Below are 17,760 nucleotides of genomic sequence, written 5' to 3'. Positions count from 1 at the left end.
CCCCCACGTGATGTCACTGGGAGTCCACCGCCCCACCCGGCTCGTCACCAACGAAGAGGTGGCACACCGCACTGCCGTGCCCGCCGACTGGATCGAGAAGCGCTCCGGCATCGTCTCCCGCCGCTTCTGCGGACCGGACGAGAGCCTGGAGTCCATGGCCGTCAGCGCCGGGACCCTTGCCCTGACCGCGGCCGGCATTTCCCCGGCGCAGGTGGACTGCGTGATCCTGGCGACCAGCAGCTACCTGACACAGACCCCTCCGCTGGCACCACGCCTCGCACACCTGCTCGGCACGACGGCAGCCGGAGCATTCGACCTCAAGGCCGCCTGTGCGGGCTTCTCCCTGGCACTCACCGCGGCCGCGGACTACATCCGCGCGGGCAGCGCCCGGCTCGTCCTGGTGATCGGTGCGGAGCAGTACAGCTCGATCACCGATCACACCGACCGGAGCACTGCCATGCTCTTCGCCGACGGAGCGGGCGCGGCCGTGGTCGGGACGGGCGAGGGATCCGGCATCGGGCCCGTCGCCTGGGGTTCCGACTGCACGGCCTGGGAGGCCCTCACCACACCGAGCTGGCTGGAGTTCGTCGGCCAGCCGCAAGCGCCGCCCCCCGTCATCCGCATGGACGGGCGCGCGCTGCTCCGCTCGATCCTCCGGCACGCCCCCGATGTGGTCGGCCGGGCGCTGGCCGGTGCTGGGGTGGGCCTTGCCGATCTGGCCGCGTTCATTCCGCACCAGGCCAACGGCCGCATCATCGACATGCTCGCCGAGCAGCTCGGACTGCCCGGCCATGTGGTGATCGCCCGCGACGTGACGGAGACCGGCAACACCAGTGCGGCCTCCATCCCTCTGGCCATCGAGTGGCTCCTGCGCGACGGTTCCGCCAAGAAGGGCGACCTCGCCCTCCTCTTCGGGTTCGGCGCGGGCCTCACCTACGCCGGCCAACTCATCGAACTGCCCGGCGCAGTACGGACCAACGACTCCGGAGGGCCCTCATGAAGCTCAGCCCTGCCGATCGCCCCACCCGCAACGCCCGGATTCTCGGTCTCGGCGCCTACCGGCCCGCGCGTGTGGTCGACAACCGCGAGCTGGCTCCTGCCTGCGGTGTTACCGAGAGCTGGTTCCCTCCGCGTACGGGAATCCGCTCCCACCGCATGGCCGATGAAACCGAGACCCTTTCCGCCATGGGAATCTCCGCCGCCCAGGCTGCCCTCGAGGCCGCCGGTACCACGGCCCGCGAGATCGGCTGCATCCTCGTCACCACGATGGGGCACACCAGCCAGCTCCCCTCCCTCTCACCACAAATCGCCCACGGCCTCGGCGCCGACCACGCCGTCGCCTACGACGTCTCCTCGGCCTGCTCCGGCTTCTGCTACTGCCTCGCCACGGCGCGGGACCACATCGGTTCCGGCAACACCGACCTCGCCCTCGTGATCGCCACGGAACGGGTGAGCGACTTCGTCGACTTCAGCGACCGGTCGATCGTTGCGATCTTCGGTGACGGCGCCGGTGCCGCCGTCGTCGGACCATCCGACTCCCCCGGAATCGGCCCGGTGACCTGGGGCAGCAAGGGATCTGGGAGCGACGTCATCCGTATGACCCGCACCTGGCCCGAGTACGCGGCCGACCGCACGCTGCCCGCTCCAGCCATCACGATGGACGGCAACAAGGTCTGGACCTGGGTACGGCACGACGTCACCGCTGCCATCGGCCGGGCCCTCGACTCTGCTGGGGTGGGCCTTGCCGATCTGGCCGCGTTCATTCCGCACCAGGCCAACGGCCGCATCATCGACATGCTCGCCGAGCAGCTCGAACTGCCCGACCATGTGGTGATCGCCCGCGACGTGATCGAGACCGGCAACACCAGTGCGGCCTCCATCCCTCTGGCCATCGAGCGGCTCCTGCGCGACGGTTCCGCCAAGAAGGGCGACCTCGCCCTCCTCTTCGGATTCGGCGCGGGCCTCACCTACGCCGGCCAACTCATCGAACTGCCGTGAACCAGGGGCGAGCCGCGACAGCAGACCGACACAACTCCCGCACGAGGGACGGAACATGCGACTTGGTCTCAACCTCGGGTACACCGGCTTCTGGAGAGGCACCAACGACATGTCCGTCGTCCAGGCGGCGGACCGCCTCGGCTACGTGGCCTGCTGGATCTCCGAGGCGCACGGCTCCGATGCCGCCACCGTCCTGGCCTTCGTCGCGGCCAGGACCCGGCACATCGACATCGGCGCGTCCGTCTTCCAGATCCCCGCCCGCACCCCCGCCATGACCGCCATGACCGCGGCCACCCTCGACCAGCTGTCCGAGGGCCGCTTCCGGCTCGGACTCGGCGTATCGGGCCCCCTGGTCTCCGAGGGCTGGTACGGCGTCGAGTTCGACCGGCCGCTGACCCGCACACGCGAGTACGTCGAAATCGTGCGCAAGGCCCTGGCCCGCGAACGGGTCACCCATGAGGGCACGCACTGGACACTGCCACTCCCCGGCAGTGCCGCACCGCCACTGAGGCTCTCCATCCAGCCGGTACGCGCTCGTATCCCGCTGTACATCGCCGCACTCGGCCCGAAGAACCTGGAACTCACCGGCCGGATCGCGGACGGGTGGCTGGGCATGTTCTTCGTGCCGGAGCAGGCCGCGCTCGCCCTGACCCCCCTACGGGCAGGCCGGGCAAGCGTGGGGAAGACGCTCGACGGCTTCGACATCACGACGTACGTTCCCCTGATCGTCACCCGGACCGACCGCGAAGAGGACATCCAGGAAGGAGCCGACCGGCTCCGCGCCGCCACCGCTCTGTACGTCGGCGGCATGGGCAGCAAACAGCGGAACTTCTACCACCACACCGTCCAGCGGATGGGCTTCGAGCAGGCCGCCGACGAGATCCAGGGCAAGTACCTGGCCGGGGACCGCACCGGCGCTGCCGCCGCGGTTCCCCACCAGCTGATCGACTCCACCGCCCTGATCGGCACCCGCGACCGTATCGCCGACCGGCTGCGGGCGTACGCCGATGCGGGAGTGAGCACCGTCAACCTGTTCCCCGCAGGGCGTACCGCGAAGGAGCGGGTCGGCGCACTGTCCACGGCTGCGGAAGCCATGGCGCGTTGATCAGGACGGTGCCCAATCGACGATGCACCCGAAACACGGCTCATGGTGGTGCCGGTGCGGCAGGTATGGCAGCCGAGGACGGTCTGTCCTGTGTGCGGGCGGCGTGATGTGCCGCTGGTGGGCGTGCCGCGACGGCCAGGACTTGCCCGACCTGTGACGTGCCCGCCGGGTCGGCCTGCCGCACCGGCTGCCCGGCGACTGGTCCGCCGAGTCCGGCTACCGCGCGGGCCGGCGCCTGGCCGAGGAGCCCGGCTGCACCGCGGTGTTCGCCGCCAACGACCAGATGGCGCTCGGCGTGCTGCGCGCGCTGCACGGGCGGGGCCGCTCCGTCCCCGGCGACATCAGCGTGGTCGGCTTCGACGACCTCCCCGACGCGCCTGCTGCTCGTGGACGGCGCCCTGCGGCAGATCCGCACCAGCTCCCGGGAGCGCGGCACCGCCCTGGTGCCCACGCGCCTGGTCGTACGCGAGACCACGGCCCCGCCGCCGGTACCGTGAGTGAGCGCCTCCTGCGGACCTTGCCGGGTCGGGGGTGCCCCTTGCCGTCCCGTCGCGGGGCGCCAGGGCGCGCCCCGAAGGGGCGCGGGGAACTGCGCGACCAGCCACAACACTCCCGCAGTCTGCGACGAGACGGTACGGGGCAGGTCCGACACAGCAAGATCCGCCGGGTAACGGCCCAGGGAAACGGAAGCGGGAAGGGAGCACGGTGACCGAGAAGGACGCGGCGCCCCGGCGGGTGTCGATGGCCGATGTCGCGCGGCGCGCGGGGGTCTCCTCGCAGACGGTCTCCCGCGTCTCCAACGGCGACCGGGCGGTCGTCGAGCGCACCCGCCAGCGGGTCCTGGAAGCCATGAAGGAGCTGGGCTACCGGCCCAACAGCGCGGCGCGGGCCCTCAAGCGGGGCACCTTTCACACCCTCGGCGTCATCACGACGGGCCTGGCCACCACCGGGAACGTGCGGACGCTGGAGGCCATCGCCGCCTGCGCCTCACGCGAGGGGTACGCCGTGACGCTGCTCCCGCTCGACGCGCCGACCCGGGGCGGCGTCGAGGGCGCCTTCACCCGGCTCGGCGAGCTGGCGGTCGACGCGTTCGTCCTCATCATGGAGGTGCACCTGCTGGACACGGCCCAGCTCACCCTGCCGCCGCAGGCCAAGGTGGTGGTGGCCGACTCCGACGCCGGGGACCGCTTCCCCGTCGTGGACACCGACCAGCACCAGGGGGCGCGGGCCGCCGTGCGCCATCTGCTGGAGCTCGGCCACCCCACCGTGTGGCACGTCGCCGGGCCCGAGGACTCCTTCGCCGCCGGCCGCCGCACCGCCGCCTGGGAGGCCGCACTGCGCCGGGCAGGGTGCCCGGCGCCGCCGCCGCTGCGGGGCGACTGGACGGCGGAGTCCGGCTACCGCGCCGGACTGCGGCTGGCGGCGGAGGGGGACTGCACGGCCGTCTTCGTCTCCAACGACCAGATGGCCCTCGGCGTGCTGCGGGCACTGCACGAGGCCGGCCGCCGGGTGCCGGAGGACGTGAGCGTGGTCGGCTTCGACGACATCGACGAGGCCGCCTCCTTCATCCCCCCGCTGACCACGGTCCGCCAGGACTTCGCGCGGGTCGGCGAACTCTGCGTGGACGCCGTGCTGGGCGCACTGCGGGGCGACTCCGCGCCGGGCACCACCCTGGTGCCCACCACCCTGATCGAACGGCGCAGCACAGCCCCCTACCGGTGAGGGCCGCCGTGCCCCGTCAGGGCCGGGATCGGGGTCGGGGCGGAGGTCGACGGTGCGGGCACGGTGCCCGGCATGCAGCTCCAGGACGACGGCCTCGTTGCCGCCCTCGCGCAGCGCGGGCGCCGGAACGTAGAGGGAGCGCTGCGGCCCGCGCGACCAGTAGCACCCGAGCGGGAACCCGTTGATCCAGGCGTTCCCCTTGGTCCAGCCGTCGAGGTGGAGGAACGTGTCGGCGGAGCAGCACATGCAGGCCCTCAGCCGCCGCCAGGTCGAGGCACCGGGGCAGCGCGAGCTCCTCCTCCCAGCGGAAGCCCCCCGGGCTCGGCTGGTGCAGGTTCCACGGGACGTAGGTCTCCACGGTGTTGAGACCCATCAGACGGGCCTTGCGCAGCCGGTCCGCCCACTGTTCGGGGTGCACCCGGAAGTGGCGCAGCGCTCCGGAGAGGACGCGGCGGCGGCGCGCCGCTCACGTTTGCGTAACCATTCCGGGGGTGGCAAGCCCCGCGCCACGCGGCGGGGGCACGGGAGGGCGCGCGGAGGGTTGACGGCCCCCGGGGCCGTTGCCACACTCCTCAACTCCGCACGGCCGTACGCAAGCGATTGCGGACAGCCGACGCAGCACCCTCTCCCACAGCCTTGCAGCCCAGGTGGGGGACGGTAGCGAGGTGAATCGATTCATATTCGACGGTGTGCGGGGCACCTCGGCAAACCGCGCAAGCCCTGTCTACGCGTTTTACAGGCCATGCAGCAGAGGAGCCGGACGATGAGAAGCAGAGCCTCCTGGACCACACGCAGGACCTCCCTCGGCACCGCGGGCGCGGTGGCGCTCGCCGTGGTGGCGGGCGCGCTGCTCGCACCGGGCAGCGCCGCGGGCGAGGAGCGGAGCGGCGGCAGCCGCACGGCGCGGCCCGGCGGCCCGGACGCGGCGGTGCAGCAGTGCGGCGGGGGGAGCTACCAGGCCGAGGTATGGCGGGACGGCGGCACCTGGACGGCCGTCAACGGCGACCGGACCGTCTACACCGGCGGCAACTTCCGCGCCGCCGCGCAGTCCGCCGTGGACAGCCTCACGCCCGGCCGCACCCAGCAGGAGTCGGTGGTCGTCTGGCACGCGGGCTCGATCGGCGGCGGCGAGTCGATCGACCTGCCGAGCCACACGCGCTTCGAGGCGTGCGGCGCGATCGATGTGTCGGGGACGCCGACGGCGGGCAACGCCGCCGTCCGGGTGCGCGGCGCGAGCGATGTGTCGGTGCCGTATCTGAGCGTCACGGGGGCGCCGTACTTCGGGGTCTTCGTCCGCAACGCCGCCGACGTGTCCTTCGGACAGCTCGACGTCAGGCTTCGCAGCGGGCTCGGCGTGCGGATCGACAACCACGACAACCGCGCCGTCCCCACCAGGAACGTCTCGATCGACCGGGTGCATGTCGAGGGCACCAGCAACCACGGTGTGGAGACCTACGGGGTGGACGGCTTCACCGTCGGCACCGTCACCGCACGCGACGTGGGCTACTCCGGGCTGCTGCTGAACGACACGGTCAACGCCCAGGTCGGCAAGGTCGACGCGGTGAACGCGGGGACCGGAACCGGGTACGCGGCCTTCCGGATGGCGAACCGGAACGGGCGGGTCTCCAACGGGTACGAGACCAACATCCGGGTCGGCGAGGTGGTCGCACGCGGCGGCGGACGCGGGATCTTCTGCGTCTCCGAGAGCGGCGGGGCGGTGATCGACCGCGTCGACATCTCCGGGACCGGCAGCAACGCGATCCTGCTGGAGAACTGCTACAACGTGACGATCGCGGGCGAGCGCGGCTCCGTCGCCGGGCCCGGCGACATCCGGATCGCGGCGCGCAGCGAGTTCCCCAACTCCCGCGACATCACGCTGCGGAACATGACCGTGACCAACTCGGCCGTCAACGAGTCGCCCTGTGCGGTCAACACCCGGGTGGAGAACCTGGAGCTGGTCAACAGCCCGCAGAACCTGTGCTGAGGCCGGGAGGCACCGCACCCCGTCCGGCGCCCCGGCCGGGGTGCGGCGCCCGGACAGGGTCCGGGCCGGGCCCGTATCAGCGCCTCGCCCTCCGCCGTGCGGGAGTACAGGACCGTCCGCCCCGCCTGGCAGGGCGGCCAGCGGCGCGGGGTCCGGCTCCCCGGCGAGCTGAGCGGCCACGCGCTCGGGCTGCACTCGTCCGGGACGCTCACCCCGCAGGGCGTCGGCGCGGCCGTCGCGGGCGGGATCGCCGAGTGGACCTCGCCCGCGGCGGCCATAGCGGTGACGGCGGCGGAGTTCGGACACACAACCGGCGTGACGTTCGCGCGCGTTGCCGGTTGATACGGGTGCGACGTGTGTACTCACCTGACTTGGAGCACCCGTATGACACCGACAGCGCGCCCGACCCGCAGCAAACGGACCGCCCGCGCGGCCGCCGGGCTGATCCTGGCGCTGGCCTCCGCCGCGTCGGCGGCGTCCGCCGTGCCGGCGGCGGCCGTCGCCCCGCCCCCCGGCGAGCGGTGGCAGGACGACCACCTCACCGTGACCGTCGAGGGCCTCGCCGACCCGTCCCGCGACGGCACGTACGAGCTCTACTGCCACCCGGCGCGCGGCAGCCACCCCGAGCCGAAGGCCGCCTGCGACGGCCTGGACGAGCTGGTCGTCTGGGGCAAGGACCCCTTCGCGCCCGTGCCGCCGCACACCTCCTGCACCATGGTCTACGGCGGCCCCGCCACCGCCCGCGTCCAGGGCCGCTGGGCGGGCCGCCCGGTCGACGCCCGCTACAGCCGTGAGGACGGCTGCGAGATCGACCGCTGGGACCGCATGATCCCGCTGCTCCCGCGCGGGTAGGATGGCCATACGGCGGACGAGCCGGCCGGGCGGCCGCGTCGGAGCTCTTCGGGGCTCCGCCGAGGAAGGTCCGGGCTCCACAGGGCAGGATGGTGGGTAACGCCCACCCGGGGCGACCCGCGGGACAGTGCCACAGAAAACAGACCGCCGGGGCCGTACCCGTACGGCACCCGGTAAGGGTGAAACGGTGGTGTAAGAGACCACCAGCGCCCAGGGCGACCTGGGCGGCTCGGTAAACCCCATCCGGAGCAAGGTCAAGAGGGGCCGGTCGCGACAGAGCGGCCCTGCGCGGACGACCGAGGGCAGCCCGCCCGAGTCCGCGGGTAGACCGCAGGAGGCCGGTGGCAACACCGGCCCTAGATGGATGGCCGCCACCCCGGGCGCCGCGAGGCACCCGGGTGACAGAACCCGGCCTACAGGCCGACTCGTCCGCCCCACCTTGTTGGGTCTCTGGCGGAGGGCCCTGACCAGCCTTCCTGTACCCCTCTAGGTCTTCCTGTGCCCTCCGGCGCCTTCCATACTGGGGCCGCCTGAGCACCGCCTCGGCCCGGCGAGCCGCCTCAGAACCGCCTCAGAATGAGGCTCATCACGCCTGGTCAACCCCGAAATGACGACCGCCCCGCCCCCTGGCCATGGGGTGCGGGGCGGCGCCCGCCCGTCGCGTTCCACGCCTCCTCAGACGTCTCCGCGACGGGCCGCCTTGGAGGGGCGTATGAGCACGAGTGCCGCCACTCTGGCGGGTGGTTGCATATGCCAGCAACCCGCCCGCACCCGCCTCATCCGTTCCAGTGAGTTTGGCGCCACGCCTCTTGACAAGATCGAATAATGCATCTGGCCTGATGCTGACTCCAAGTCATGATCCATAAACGCTCGACGGGTGCCCGCCCCGCAGCCCGAACGGATCCTCGAACGCCGACGCACCATCGGCCGCCGTATCCAGCACGAGCGCATGCAGGCCAACCTCACCCAAGAACACCTCCGAGACCTCTCCGGCGTCGACCGCGCCACCCTCCAGCGCATCGAGGCGGGAACCACTGATGCCCGCCTCTCCTGGCTCCTACGCATCGCCGACGCACTCGACACCCCGCTCGCCGACCTCCTCCGCGAGTGAACGCTTCACACCCCGTGTGAACCCCGGCCGCCTGCCTGGGGGTGTGCGAGGCGGCCGGGGCGGTCACATCGCAGGCATGCCGGCCCCGTCGCACATCCGAGACGTGCCGGTCTCCTGGTGCTGCGGCGTCGGCTCTCCCGGCTCCACCGACACGTTGGTCCCGCATACGGGGCAGGTCGCGAAGCTGGTCTGGCTGGGGTCGTACCGTCGTGCTCGCATGGTCCACCTCCGAAGAGGGGCCCGGTCATGTCAGCAGCATGTGGATCTTCGCGCCGCTGTGGAACTCCACACCGAGCCCCGCGTTCTGGGACTGCTCGTCGTACGCGTACACGCGGGCGATCTCGCGGTGGCCGGTGCCCGCCAGGACGGCTGCGAGGTACTGCGCCGTCTGCCGATCCCGCACCCCCCCGGGCGCGGGCCGGGGCTCGACCGGCGCGGGCGGCTCACCCTCCACCGGCGCCTGCTCCGGCGTCTCCATGTCCTCCCCGGCCACCGGTACGCGGGTGAGCGCGTGCCGCACGGTCCGCCCGGCCACCGTCAGCTCGATGCCATACGGGCGCCGCGTGCCCTCCTGCCACGGCTCGGCAGAGGCAATCTCGGGCGCCTGCCGGTAGGCGTCGAGGGCGAAGGACTGGAAACGATCAATGCGCATTTGTGGATCTTCCTGACGTGTCGGAGGCGATCTGATTCTAGGGATACCGGGCACCCCCTGAGCGCTGCTCCGCGTCGGAGAGCGGCGTGTGACCGAAGACCGTGCCGCAGCCCGAGCACTGCGGACGCCCCTGTCCGTTGGGCCGGATCACACCCCCGCACGTGCACTTCGGGTGCGGGCCAGTCGTCCAGGGAAATCTCATCGAGTGATGCTCCCGTCGAGCGCGGCGATATCGTCCTTGAGCCACTGCGGGGCGGCCGGGCTCGCGGCCAGCTGGCGCGCGTGCCGCACACACGCCTCCACGATCCCGCCCGGCCCCGACCCGGTCTCCACATAGGCGACCGCCATCGAGTCCGGCACCCGCCGCTCGCACCGCAGGCACCAGCCCGGGGTCACCAGCCCGTCGCCGCTCACTGCCGGGCCTGCCGGGGCGTGCGGCAGCGGGGGCAGGCGCATGGGGGCCAGGCCAGTGTCAGCGGCGCCCGATCCCCGCCCCGTACTGTGGCGCGGGCCGTCCAGGTGGCGCCGGCGTCCCGGGAGACGCGGATGGTCATCACGCTCATAGCCGCGTCTCCCGGCACCGGGCCACCCTGGCGTCGTAGGCGGCGCGCTCGTCGTCGGTGGCGTCGCGCAGGTCGCCGATGCGGGTGGTCACCTCGACCGCGTGCGGCAGGATGATCCGCACCCAGCCGTCGCCGAGCACCATCTGCACCCGGCCCAGCCAGCAGGACGCCGGAGGCGACTCCCGCGCGGCGGCCTCATCCACCACATACGCGCCCCGTTCCAGGGGGTGCTCGGCGGGTGAGTCCGGGGCAATCCCGGCGCTCGCGTCAGCGAGCTGCCTGCGACGCTCTGCCTCGGAAGGGGTTCGTCTGCTGGTCACCGTGTCGCTCCCTGGTCCGCATGGGGGCGCGGCGCCGACCCGACCTCTGGCGGGGGTACAGGTCGGCGCCAGCCATGCAGATCACGCTACGAAGCGGCGCGACCACAACCCAGGGACGGTGTTACCCATCTCCGGACACAATTCTGGCGCGGGTAGGACGCGTTGTCCTACCCGCGTCGCCAACTCGCCTCAAAGTAGGGGGTCTACGCCCAGCCGCGCCGCGAGACCCCGCAGCGGCGTGCTCTTCCGTCGCTCTGCCTCCAGCATCTCCCGCACCGTCACGGCCGCCAGCGTCTGGTACCGGATCCACTCCGGCTGGTCCCGCTCGACCTCCAGCAGCGTCTCCAGCGCACCATCCCCGTCGCCCGTCTCATACTGCGCGTGGGAAACGTCCACACGGTGGGCGGCGCTGTGCACCGGCCGAGAGATCGCGCTCCGATCGACGTGGCCCGCGACGGTGAGGGCGTGGGCGTAGTCGGCCTGTTCCCCAGCGATTGAGATGTTCACCTGCTGCGTGAGCACGTCCATGGTGGAGAACGCGGTTCCGTACACCCGCACAGCCCCCGACCGGACGGCCGCCGACTCGGCGAGGTTGAGGTGCGCGCGCGCCTCGTCGTGTCGGTCCCGGCGCGCCGCCGGAGTCGCGGCGGCGATCAGCAGGTTGCCGTACACGGCGAACTCGGCAGGCGTGGACCTGCGAAACGAGGGCTCCAGCGCGTCCGCCTTCCGCTCGGCCACCTGCTGAGCCTGCTCCCACCTGCCCTGACGCAGCAATACCCACGACAGGGTGCTCACCCCCATGCCGGACATCAGTGAGTCCGAGGCGCGCTCGGCCGCCTCAAGCTGCTTGCGGACCGCGTCAAAAGCCCACGAGGCATGCCCAGCCTGCGTCGCGAGGGACGCGGCGAGCTGATAGCTGAGAGCGAGCTGCTGCCACGCCTTCTCGGCTGCTGCGCCCGTCAACTCGCGGACCACCTTGTTGCCGTCGCGGAGAATCAGCGGCAACCGCCCGGACAGGGTGCTGTACTCGCCCCGCCAGTACAGGGAAGTCGCCTCGCGAACCGTAGCCGTCCACGCCTCGGCATCGAGGGCATCGTCGAGGTCGATGTCCATGAGGACGCCAGGGAGGGCGTCGACGTCCTGGATGGCGTCGCGGAGGGCGAGGAGGCCGCCATCGTCGGGCGCAGTCTGCGTGGTCACGGTGGGCTGCCCTAGGAGCCGTTCCAGTTCGACGTCAAGCGCGGACGCGAGCTTGCGCAGCGTACCGATCCGGGCGGTACTCCGGCGCCCCTGCTCCAGCTTCCGAATCGTGTCCACGGACACGCCTGCCAGCTCCGCGAGACGCTCCTGTGTCATCTGGCCCCGGAAGTCGCGCAGCTTCGCGATCCGCGCACCGATGCTGTCGATCGTCATGTCTACCCCCGCCAGAGAGCCTGTCTTCCCACGCTACGCCCGGCGTCGACGCGGGGTAAGGCGCATGACGGACAGAACCCGTTCGAGGTAGAGACGGTGACCCTCCGGGCTCGTGACCAGGATGCGGGCGGGCGCCCCGCGGCGCACGGTGGTGTCATGGCCGCGCCGATCACCGTGCACCCGCCCGACGCCGAAGGCGGCCGCCGCGTCGTCGCCCGAGGCCGCATCCTCGGCACCGCGCACCACGTCTACGACCTGCTCGACCTGCTCCAGGCCGTCGGGCTGGAGCCCGCCGATGTGCGGTTGGACGACCCCGAGCTGATCGAATGGCGCGGCGGCGGAGCCTGGGCCTGGGGCCCAGGAGACGGTGATGAATCCTGACCCGCCTGCCGTTGTCACACCTGGCTGGCACGCTGGGCAGCATGGACCAGATGCGCCGCAGGGTTTACGGGTCCGATCACGATGACCCCCACCCCTACGCCGAGCCCGGCCACCGATACGTCGCCCTCATCGGCGGCCCGCTGGACGGGCTCCTCATCGATGTCACCGGACAGAGTGGCGAGGAGATCGCCGAGGGAGCCGCCCTGATCACCGAGATCGGCGCCTACGGACCCGGCGGACGCGCCTGGTACTCGGCCCGCGACGGCGACACCAGCCGCTGGTACTGGGACGGCGACAGTCCCTGACAGTGGCGCTGCACGGGGGGTCGTAGTACGGGTGCGGGCGGCACGTCAGAGAATCACGGGCCACCCTCTTGTGGTGCCCTAAATTAGGGCGCTATAGTGGTTGTCATGAGGCCAGGGAATCCAGTCCCAGGCCCACCCGCACCGACACGGGAGCCCCAATGAACACCACCACCGCAGCCGCCCAGGCCGACGTCACCGTCGCCACCATCCGCCGCTGGTGCCGCTACGGCGCCGTCACCGCCACCAAGCACGCCGGCCGGTGGGCCATCGACGCCGCGTCCCTCGCGCACCGCATCGCCCTCAGCAAGCTCCGCACCCGCAAGCCCCGCCCCGTCGTGTACTCGGTCGAGACGATGACCGCGATCGGCGGCAGCGAGTGGCAGCGCTACGGCAAGCACCGCGTCTACCTCAACGACTGGGCGGAGCTGGCCGGGCTGGAGATCACCCGCTACAACTCCGGCAACATTCAGTTCGCCCTCTGGCAGGGCGAGCGGATCTCCAACGCGCAGGCCAGCAAGATCCTCAGCAGCATCGACAAGATCTGGTTCGACGCCGCCACCGGCAAAATCCACTGCCGCTACGGCTGGAGCGAGTCCCGCGTCGCCAGCCGCGACGAGGTCTGGAACGCCATCACCTCCGGCGTCCGCACCGCCATCGACGCCCTGTAGCCCATCCATCCCACCGCACAGCCAGGAGACGCAGATGAGTGACACGATGACGGCCGCCGAGTACCGGGCCCGCCGCGAGCTGGCCGGACTGACCGGCGACCACCTGGCACGGATGCTCGGTGTCGACCCCCGCACCGCCCGCCGATGGGAAGAGGGCCGCTATCGGGTACCCGAGGGGGTGGCTGCCGAGCTGCGCCAGATCAGCACCGACACCGCGCAGGCCGTCGCCGACACGGCCGCCAGGGCCGGAGACGGGCCGCTGCTGACCTACTCCGACGACGAGCAGTACCGCCTCGCGCACCCGGGCGAGCGGTGGTCGGCAGCATGGCACCGCGCCGTCACCGCCCGCGCCGCCGAGCAGGCCGGCGTCGGGATCGAGTACGCGCCGACCCTGGTGGAGATCGCCTCCATCATCCCCGGCCGGGCAGTGCACTCCTACGATCTGCTGTACGAGGTGATCGAGGCGACGGGCCTGTCCCGGCAGGAGGCGCACGCCGCGATCCACGCCATGCTCGCCGACCTTGGCGACGATGCGATCGTGTCGCGCCGACCGATGCGCCCGGAGCTGCTGACGGACAACCCGCGCGATCGGGACGTGTACTGGTGGCTGGCGGTCACCGAGGAGACGGTGACCACTATCCGCGAGGCCATCGCGGCTGCTCATGGGGTGCCGGATGAGATCGCGGGCGAGCAGTCGCGCTGACCCGGTGCGCGCACGGCTCGCGGTGTGCCATAGTGGCCCCGTTGCTCCCCGCTTCTGCGGGGATGGCCCTTACTTAGCTGCTGCGGGCCGCATGCTCCCCGCGCACGCGGGGTATCGAACGGCCCGCTACGGCGGGCCGTTCTTGTTGTCCGTCGCCGGACAGAGCCCGGCGGGGAGAGGCCGTCACGCGGACTGCGGCACCTCGCCCGCGTCGATCGCGCAGATCCACCGCAGCGTCGTCGCCGGGACCGTCAGCGCCCCGTCCCACGCCATCATCGCCATGTCCGCCAGCGCGTCGATCACCTCGGCTTCGCACCAGGGGGCACCCGGGCCGGCGGGGTCCATGAGGACGGCGGCGGCTTCGGCCACGCTGGGGACGGGCAGTTCTAAACGGCGCGCGGCGTCGGCGAGCGCGTCCGACACGTGCACCTCGCTCGCCATGGGCCTCAGCCCCCTAAGTCCGTACCTGTCCGACACGCACAACGTACGCGCGCCGCGGGCGGTCTGTCAGGTGATGATCTGAAGCGCGTAGCCGATGGCGGCGCCGAGCGCGGTCGCGGCGCCGGACGCGGCCCACACCCGCTGTTCCAGCGCCGCCACCCGCTCCCCGAGCCGGGCCAGCTCGCCCTCGGTCTGCTCGGTGCGCTGGAGCGCGAGGTCGAGGCGGCCGTCGAGCCGGGCGAATCCGGCTTCGACTGTTCCCCGCAGCCTCTCCAGCTCCAGCGCGACATCGCGCTCCTCCGGTGGGGTCACGGCCGCGCCCGCTCGCGCACGGCCTCGGTCACCCCCGGACCGTCGCCCCCGGTACCGGAGGTCGCCACGGCGGTCAGCAGCGCCAGCACCGCAGCACCACCCGCCAGCGACAGCGCATCACCCCACGGGGCCTCCAGCACCCCGGTGGAATCGAGCCCGAGCGCGGCGATGAGCGCCTGCGCGAACGTGCGGACCATCCGCTCCAGCGTCGCGGTCCAGAACGCCATGGTGGTCATGATCAGTCCTCCTTCGGGACATCAAGCGCGGCCCGGACGAAGCAGTCCTTGGCCTCCAGCAGCTTCCGCAGCCCCGCTGTCAGCTCAGGTCCGTCCGGCAGCGCGGCAGTCATCTCATGCGCGAGACCGTGGCACGGCTCGCTGACAGCCTGGAGCCGCCCCGGAAGGTGCCCGTACTCGAAGCAGCGGAGCAGATGTGTCGTGCCAGGGTGACGCTCTGCCATGATTCAGCCCTCCTCGTCCGCAGCCAGCGCGAGCGCCAGCCGGTCGAGGGCGGCCTGGGCGCCGGCCTCTGCGGCGGCCTGGACCTCGGCGGCGTCGAGCCCGCCGCCCTCTGCGAGCCGTTCCAGCACCGCGTCCCGGGCCGCGCCCTGCGCCGCCAGCTCCGCGACCGCGTTCTCCAGCCCCTTCACCCGGCCGCGGGTCTCCCGGGCGACCTGGCCGATGTGGACCAGGACGGACTTCGGCTTCCAGGTGGGGTTGCTGTCGCTGCCCCAGGGCACGGCCATGTGGCCGTCCAGCTCCCAGGCGCCGTCGTACAGCTCCTTCTGCGTGGGCATGTCGTCCTCCTGTGTGGTGCCGGTGGCCCAGGCGCGCATGGCCGCGCGGCTGGTGAAAGCGGCGAGGTTGGTGTCGATCGGGGTCGATGTGTACTGGTGGATCAGCCACGGAGCGTGGATCGAGGGCCTGCCGGGGCGGCCGTTGTACTGGGCGATCCACAGCCCGTCCCCGGCGAACGACGTGCGCTCTCGGTTCAGCCAGAAGTCGACGTTGCAGTACAGCAGCACTCGATGGCCCGGCCGCTGCTCCTGGACGTACCGGATCCAGGCGTCCTTGTCGGCGTTGCTGACCCCGGGGTCCTCCCAGTCGAGGACGAGGAAGTCACCGGGTACGAGGTTGATCTTTGACAGGAAGTAGTCGGCTTGCGCCCGCATGCTGCCGCCCCGGACGAAGTGGTAGAAGCCGGTGACCAGCCCGGCATCCCGCGCGGTCTGCCGCTGCGCGACCCACTTGGGGTTCGTGTACGACGTCCCCTCAGTGATCTTGATGATGGCGAAGTCCAGCCCGCTCGTGTCGTAGATACGGGACTGGTACGAAGCGACATCCACACCCTTGATCATCAGTAGTCCCAGGTCATCGCGATGAACTGCGCATGCGTCACGTCCACCGGCTCGCTGTGGTTGTGCCACACCTCCACAGCCACCGGCTGACCCGCACGCCCCTTGAACGCCCACCCGCCCAGGTGGAACTCACGGCCTGCGGTGTCGTCCCCGTCCTGCGAGCCGGTGCTGTCCGGGTCCGTGTAGGGGTCGCGGACGAACCGCTCGATGAACTGCACCTCGGGATCACAGTCGGACGTTGTGATCGAGTCCCAGTGCACGAACCGGAACCACAGGTAGTCGCCATCGGCGGGCGGCTGGATCAGCGCGGACTCCGCGTCGGTGACCAGCCCGGTGCCCTGGTACATCCCGTCATCCCGCAGCACGACGTCGAAGCGGACCGTCGTCCACGTCTGCGGCGGTATCTCCTGGTCGGTGTTCGTGAACAGCTTGCACATGGTGGCCATCGGCCCCACTCCCTTTCCCGGCCGTCAGGCCGCTTCGTACCAGCCCCACAGGTTCAGCCGGTCCCCGTTCGCCCACGCCACCGAGCCAGGCTGAACGCTGTCGGTCGCTCCGCCCGCGGCGGTCTGATCCGGCATCTCCGACCGGTCGATGAACCCGCCGTCCGCGTGAGTCACGATCGCGGTGATCACGTCGTTGGTGCCGTTGATGTACGCCTGACACACCCACCGCGCCGACGCCGAGGTGTCGAACGCCCACGCCTGCACCGGCTGCCAGGTGTTGCCCTGCACATCGGACGGCGCCTCGGGCAGAGCGAACTCCCAATAGGCCGTGGACACGCTGGTCGTGGTAGTCGATCCCCACTCCAGCCGGACCGAGAAGAAAATCGTGTTCCCGATGCGGGTGTAGCGGCCGTCCAGCGTGCCGTCGCCGAGCGTCGTGGACCCGGACGACGCCGTCCACGTCGGCTCATAGGCAGCCCACACGCCGACCATCTCGCGCAATTTGTCGGCCGTGATCTTCTCCCCGGCCAGGTGCGGCACATACGTCACGCCACCCACCCCCTTCCCATCAGAACGCCACGTGAGCAGGCTGCGCGAGCGCGACGCCTGCCCCCTTCAAGTGGTCCTTGGTCACACCGTTCACGCTGCGGGTCACCGTGAAGCGCTGCGGCGTCGTGATCTCGAAATCGTCATAGGCGAACTGGGGGTTGGTATTGGTGTTGCCCGCGAACGCGCTGCAGGTCAGCCCCACCGAGCCGTTCGGGTTCGGACCCGTCGGCATGGCCTGGTCGATCTGCCAGGCCGCCGGCTCTGGCGATCCGGCGCTGTCCGGCCACACCCGCCCGCGCACCCGCAGCCCGTCCATCCGCGCCCGCAGCCACAGCTTCGTCCCGCCGCTGTAGCTGTAGGGGGTGGTAACCGCCGACCCGATCACCGTCGTCACCTGCACAGCCTGGAGCCCGACGCTGCCGTCCGTGCCCAGCACCGTGCGGCACCGGTAGTACTCCCACCGATCCCCCCGGAAGAAGACCCCCGGCAGATACGAGGCGCCGGTGGCGAGTTGGTCAGGCGTGACGGACAGGAGGAACTCACAGTCCGCGGTGCTAGCCAGCTCCAGGACCTCCTGGAACCGGATCTCGGAGGGCGAGGACTGCAACACGATGAGCCCCGAGGTGCCATCCACGCTGCGGTCCGTGGGGTCTCCCTGCACCTCCCGCCAGTCGTGCCCGGAGCCGCTGGTACCCCACGTGTCGGTCTCGGTACGAGTGAAGCGGTCCCATGCCAAAGGCTCCACGGAGGTCGCAGTGACCGACTCCCCGCCCACCGCGAGGTCCAGGGGGAAGTTCTCCGGCTGGGACCCGCTCGGCGGCTTCGGCGCGAGGCGCACCTCGTCCACCCACAGCACCTCTTCCACACGGGGGAAACTG

24 protein-coding genes, 1 other RNA gene and 4 pseudogenes are annotated in these 17,760 nt (G+C 71.3%); 14 read left to right on the top strand and 15 right to left on the bottom strand.

Going from position 1 to position 17,760, the window contains the following annotated elements; all coding sequences use genetic code 11:
* The 5 genes and pseudogenes from G5C65_RS13325 to G5C65_RS13305 form a co-directional block, all read left to right on the top strand.
* Positions 1-1,000 (top strand): beta-ketoacyl-ACP synthase 3 (locus G5C65_RS13325; protein WP_165299007.1); only part of this gene is annotated, 1,000 nt, incomplete at its 5' end.
* Positions 997-1,998 (top strand): beta-ketoacyl-ACP synthase 3, encoded by a 1,002-nt coding sequence (locus G5C65_RS13320; RefSeq protein WP_165299006.1) that lies wholly within the window; start codon positions 997-999, stop codon positions 1,996-1,998. The genes G5C65_RS13325 and G5C65_RS13320, both read left to right, overlap by 4 nt.
* Positions 1,999-2,053: 55 nt before the next feature.
* On the top strand, positions 2,054-3,103 hold the full coding sequence (locus G5C65_RS13315; protein WP_165299005.1) for an LLM class F420-dependent oxidoreductase: 1,050 nt from the start codon (positions 2,054-2,056) through the stop codon (positions 3,101-3,103).
* Positions 3,104-3,278: 175 nt separating this feature from the next.
* A pseudogene (locus G5C65_RS39185) lies at positions 3,279-3,600 on the top strand (substrate-binding domain-containing protein); the annotation flags it as partial.
* Between the two features lie 244 nt (positions 3,601-3,844).
* Positions 3,845-4,825, top strand: a complete 981-nt coding sequence (locus tag G5C65_RS13305; RefSeq protein ID WP_165299011.1) for a LacI family DNA-binding transcriptional regulator — start codon at positions 3,845-3,847, stop codon at positions 4,823-4,825.
* Positions 4,826-4,981: 156 nt separating this feature from the next.
* Here the strand turns inward: G5C65_RS13305 and G5C65_RS40415 are convergent.
* Positions 4,982-5,071, bottom strand: a pseudogene (locus G5C65_RS40415) (hypothetical protein); the annotation flags it as partial.
* Positions 5,058-5,276 (bottom strand): annotated as a pseudogene (locus G5C65_RS40725) (beta-galactosidase); the annotation flags it as partial. The pseudogenes G5C65_RS40415 and G5C65_RS40725, both read right to left, overlap by 14 nt.
* A 312-nt stretch (positions 5,277-5,588) precedes the next feature.
* Here G5C65_RS40725 and G5C65_RS13295 point away from each other — a divergent pair.
* The 5 genes and pseudogenes from G5C65_RS13295 (at position 5,589) to G5C65_RS13275 (ending at position 8,772) form a co-directional block, all read left to right on the top strand.
* The gene (locus G5C65_RS13295) at positions 5,589-6,809 is read left to right on the top strand and encodes a right-handed parallel beta-helix repeat-containing protein (protein WP_165299004.1); all 1,221 of its coding nucleotides are present in this window, start codon (positions 5,589-5,591) and stop codon (positions 6,807-6,809) included.
* 159 nt (positions 6,810-6,968) lie between these two features.
* A pseudogene (locus G5C65_RS13290) lies at positions 6,969-7,151 on the top strand (MFS transporter); the annotation flags it as partial.
* Between the two features lie 42 nt (positions 7,152-7,193).
* Positions 7,194-7,661, top strand: a complete 468-nt coding sequence (locus G5C65_RS13285; protein ID WP_165299003.1) for an SSI family serine proteinase inhibitor — start codon at positions 7,194-7,196, stop codon at positions 7,659-7,661.
* Between the two features lie 17 nt (positions 7,662-7,678).
* Positions 7,679-8,093: RNase P RNA component class A (gene rnpB / locus G5C65_RS13280), an RNA gene on the top strand.
* Positions 8,094-8,538: 445 nt separating this feature from the next.
* Complete coding sequence (locus G5C65_RS13275; RefSeq protein WP_338146370.1) at positions 8,539-8,772, top strand: helix-turn-helix domain-containing protein; 234 nt, start codon at positions 8,539-8,541, stop codon at positions 8,770-8,772.
* A 63-nt stretch (positions 8,773-8,835) separates the two neighbouring features.
* Here the strand turns inward: G5C65_RS13275 and G5C65_RS13270 are convergent, their stop codons facing one another.
* The 5 genes from G5C65_RS13270 to G5C65_RS13250 all read right to left on the bottom strand — a co-directional run bounded on the left by G5C65_RS13270 (position 8,836) and on the right by G5C65_RS13250 (position 11,720).
* Positions 8,836-8,991, bottom strand: coding sequence for a hypothetical protein (locus tag G5C65_RS13270; RefSeq protein ID WP_165299002.1), 156 nt, complete (start codon positions 8,989-8,991; stop codon positions 8,836-8,838).
* A gap of 25 nt (positions 8,992-9,016) precedes the next feature.
* Positions 9,017-9,424 (bottom strand): hypothetical protein, encoded by a 408-nt coding sequence (locus tag G5C65_RS13265; protein WP_165299001.1) that lies wholly within the window; start codon positions 9,422-9,424, stop codon positions 9,017-9,019.
* A 198-nt stretch (positions 9,425-9,622) separates the two neighbouring features.
* Positions 9,623-9,880 carry a hypothetical protein gene (locus G5C65_RS13260; RefSeq protein WP_165299000.1) on the bottom strand — a complete coding sequence of 86 codons (258 nt, stop codon included), beginning with the start codon at positions 9,878-9,880 and terminating at the stop codon, positions 9,623-9,625.
* A 103-nt stretch (positions 9,881-9,983) separates the two neighbouring features.
* On the bottom strand, positions 9,984-10,307 hold the full coding sequence (locus G5C65_RS13255) for a hypothetical protein (RefSeq protein ID WP_241265763.1): 324 nt from the start codon (positions 10,305-10,307) through the stop codon (positions 9,984-9,986).
* A gap of 189 nt (positions 10,308-10,496) precedes the next feature.
* Positions 10,497-11,720 (bottom strand): helix-turn-helix domain-containing protein, encoded by a 1,224-nt coding sequence (locus tag G5C65_RS13250; protein WP_165298999.1) that lies wholly within the window; start codon positions 11,718-11,720, stop codon positions 10,497-10,499.
* Positions 11,721-11,876: 156 nt separating this feature from the next.
* Here G5C65_RS13250 and G5C65_RS13245 point away from each other — a divergent pair, with 156 nt between their 5' ends.
* From G5C65_RS13245 to G5C65_RS13230, 4 genes are all read left to right on the top strand, one after another.
* Positions 11,877-12,101, top strand: a complete 225-nt coding sequence (locus G5C65_RS13245; RefSeq protein WP_165298998.1) for a hypothetical protein — start codon at positions 11,877-11,879, stop codon at positions 12,099-12,101.
* 41 nt (positions 12,102-12,142) lie between these two features.
* On the top strand, positions 12,143-12,406 hold the full coding sequence (locus G5C65_RS13240) for a hypothetical protein (RefSeq protein ID WP_165298997.1): 264 nt from the start codon (positions 12,143-12,145) through the stop codon (positions 12,404-12,406).
* Positions 12,407-12,564: 158 nt separating this feature from the next.
* Positions 12,565-13,074, top strand: a complete 510-nt coding sequence (locus G5C65_RS13235; protein ID WP_165298996.1) for a hypothetical protein — start codon at positions 12,565-12,567, stop codon at positions 13,072-13,074.
* A 34-nt stretch (positions 13,075-13,108) separates the two neighbouring features.
* Positions 13,109-13,777 carry a helix-turn-helix domain-containing protein gene (locus tag G5C65_RS13230; protein WP_165298995.1) on the top strand — a complete coding sequence of 223 codons (669 nt, stop codon included), beginning with the start codon at positions 13,109-13,111 and terminating at the stop codon, positions 13,775-13,777.
* A gap of 183 nt (positions 13,778-13,960) precedes the next feature.
* Here the strand turns inward: G5C65_RS13230 and G5C65_RS13225 are convergent, their stop codons facing one another.
* The 8 genes from G5C65_RS13225 to G5C65_RS13190 all read right to left on the bottom strand — a co-directional run bounded on the left by G5C65_RS13225 (position 13,961) and on the right by G5C65_RS13190 (position 17,729).
* The gene (locus G5C65_RS13225; RefSeq protein ID WP_165298994.1) at positions 13,961-14,218 is read right to left on the bottom strand and encodes a hypothetical protein; all 258 of its coding nucleotides are present in this window, start codon (positions 14,216-14,218) and stop codon (positions 13,961-13,963) included.
* Between the two features lie 66 nt (positions 14,219-14,284).
* Positions 14,285-14,530, bottom strand: a complete 246-nt coding sequence (locus G5C65_RS13220; RefSeq protein WP_165298993.1) for a hypothetical protein — start codon at positions 14,528-14,530, stop codon at positions 14,285-14,287.
* Complete coding sequence (locus G5C65_RS13215; protein ID WP_206441736.1) at positions 14,527-14,766, bottom strand: holin; 240 nt, start codon at positions 14,764-14,766, stop codon at positions 14,527-14,529. Before G5C65_RS13215 ends, G5C65_RS13220 begins: the two co-directional genes overlap by 4 nt.
* Before the next feature lie 2 nt (positions 14,767-14,768).
* Complete coding sequence (locus G5C65_RS13210) at positions 14,769-14,990, bottom strand: hypothetical protein (RefSeq protein ID WP_165298992.1); 222 nt, start codon at positions 14,988-14,990, stop codon at positions 14,769-14,771.
* Between the two features lie 3 nt (positions 14,991-14,993).
* Positions 14,994-15,875: a glycoside hydrolase family 25 protein gene (locus G5C65_RS13205; RefSeq protein ID WP_338146369.1), complete on the bottom strand. Its 882-nt coding sequence runs from the start codon at positions 15,873-15,875 to the stop codon at positions 14,994-14,996.
* Positions 15,876-15,886: 11 nt separating this feature from the next.
* Positions 15,887-16,333, bottom strand: a complete 447-nt coding sequence (locus G5C65_RS13200) for a hypothetical protein (protein ID WP_165298990.1) — start codon at positions 16,331-16,333, stop codon at positions 15,887-15,889.
* Between the two features lie 24 nt (positions 16,334-16,357).
* On the bottom strand, positions 16,358-16,882 hold the full coding sequence (locus G5C65_RS13195; RefSeq protein ID WP_165298989.1) for a hypothetical protein: 525 nt from the start codon (positions 16,880-16,882) through the stop codon (positions 16,358-16,360).
* Positions 16,883-16,901: 19 nt separating this feature from the next.
* On the bottom strand, positions 16,902-17,729 hold the full coding sequence (locus G5C65_RS13190; RefSeq protein ID WP_165298988.1) for a hypothetical protein: 828 nt from the start codon (positions 17,727-17,729) through the stop codon (positions 16,902-16,904).
* Positions 17,730-17,760: the final 31 nt, after the last annotated feature.

It is taken from the genome of Streptomyces boncukensis (genome assembly GCF_011045075.1).
Taxonomy (GTDB): Bacteria; Actinomycetota; Actinomycetes; order Streptomycetales; family Streptomycetaceae; genus Streptomyces; species Streptomyces boncukensis.
Note: the sequence above shows the minus strand (reverse complement) of the source record. Positions and strands in the feature narration are given on the sequence as shown.

What these genes read in the sequence shown, in the direction of transcription:
- G5C65_RS13320 (WP_165299006.1), top strand. Translation starts at nt 997, where the DNA reads ATGAAGCTCAGCCCTGCCGATCGCCCCACCCGCAACGCCCGGATTCTC.
- G5C65_RS13230 (WP_165298995.1), top strand. Translation starts at nt 13,109, where the DNA reads ATGAGTGACACGATGACGGCCGCCGAGTACCGGGCCCGCCGCGAGCTG.
- G5C65_RS13215 (WP_206441736.1), bottom strand. Translation starts at nt 14,766, where the DNA reads ATGACCACCATGGCGTTCTGGACCGCGACGCTGGAGCGGATGGTCCGC.
- G5C65_RS13250 (WP_165298999.1), bottom strand. Translation starts at nt 11,720, where the DNA reads ATGACGATCGACAGCATCGGTGCGCGGATCGCGAAGCTGCGCGACTTC.
- G5C65_RS13210 (WP_165298992.1), bottom strand. Translation starts at nt 14,990, where the DNA reads ATGGCAGAGCGTCACCCTGGCACGACACATCTGCTCCGCTGCTTCGAG.
- G5C65_RS13270 (WP_165299002.1), bottom strand. Translation starts at nt 8,991, where the DNA reads ATGCGAGCACGACGGTACGACCCCAGCCAGACCAGCTTCGCGACCTGC.
- G5C65_RS13225 (WP_165298994.1), bottom strand. Translation starts at nt 14,218, where the DNA reads ATGGCGAGCGAGGTGCACGTGTCGGACGCGCTCGCCGACGCCGCGCGC.
- G5C65_RS13260 (WP_165299000.1), bottom strand. Translation starts at nt 9,880, where the DNA reads ATGCGCCTGCCCCCGCTGCCGCACGCCCCGGCAGGCCCGGCAGTGAGC.
- G5C65_RS13245 (WP_165298998.1), top strand. Translation starts at nt 11,877, where the DNA reads ATGGCCGCGCCGATCACCGTGCACCCGCCCGACGCCGAAGGCGGCCGC.
- G5C65_RS13200 (WP_165298990.1), bottom strand. Translation starts at nt 16,333, where the DNA reads ATGGCCACCATGTGCAAGCTGTTCACGAACACCGACCAGGAGATACCG.
- G5C65_RS13315 (WP_165299005.1), top strand. Translation starts at nt 2,054, where the DNA reads ATGCGACTTGGTCTCAACCTCGGGTACACCGGCTTCTGGAGAGGCACC.
- G5C65_RS13285 (WP_165299003.1), top strand. Translation starts at nt 7,194, where the DNA reads ATGACACCGACAGCGCGCCCGACCCGCAGCAAACGGACCGCCCGCGCG.
- G5C65_RS13295 (WP_165299004.1), top strand. Translation starts at nt 5,589, where the DNA reads ATGAGAAGCAGAGCCTCCTGGACCACACGCAGGACCTCCCTCGGCACC.
- G5C65_RS13265 (WP_165299001.1), bottom strand. Translation starts at nt 9,424, where the DNA reads ATGCGCATTGATCGTTTCCAGTCCTTCGCCCTCGACGCCTACCGGCAG.
- G5C65_RS13240 (WP_165298997.1), top strand. Translation starts at nt 12,143, where the DNA reads ATGGACCAGATGCGCCGCAGGGTTTACGGGTCCGATCACGATGACCCC.
- G5C65_RS13305 (WP_165299011.1), top strand. Translation starts at nt 3,845, where the DNA reads ATGGCCGATGTCGCGCGGCGCGCGGGGGTCTCCTCGCAGACGGTCTCC.
- G5C65_RS13235 (WP_165298996.1), top strand. Translation starts at nt 12,565, where the DNA reads ATGAACACCACCACCGCAGCCGCCCAGGCCGACGTCACCGTCGCCACC.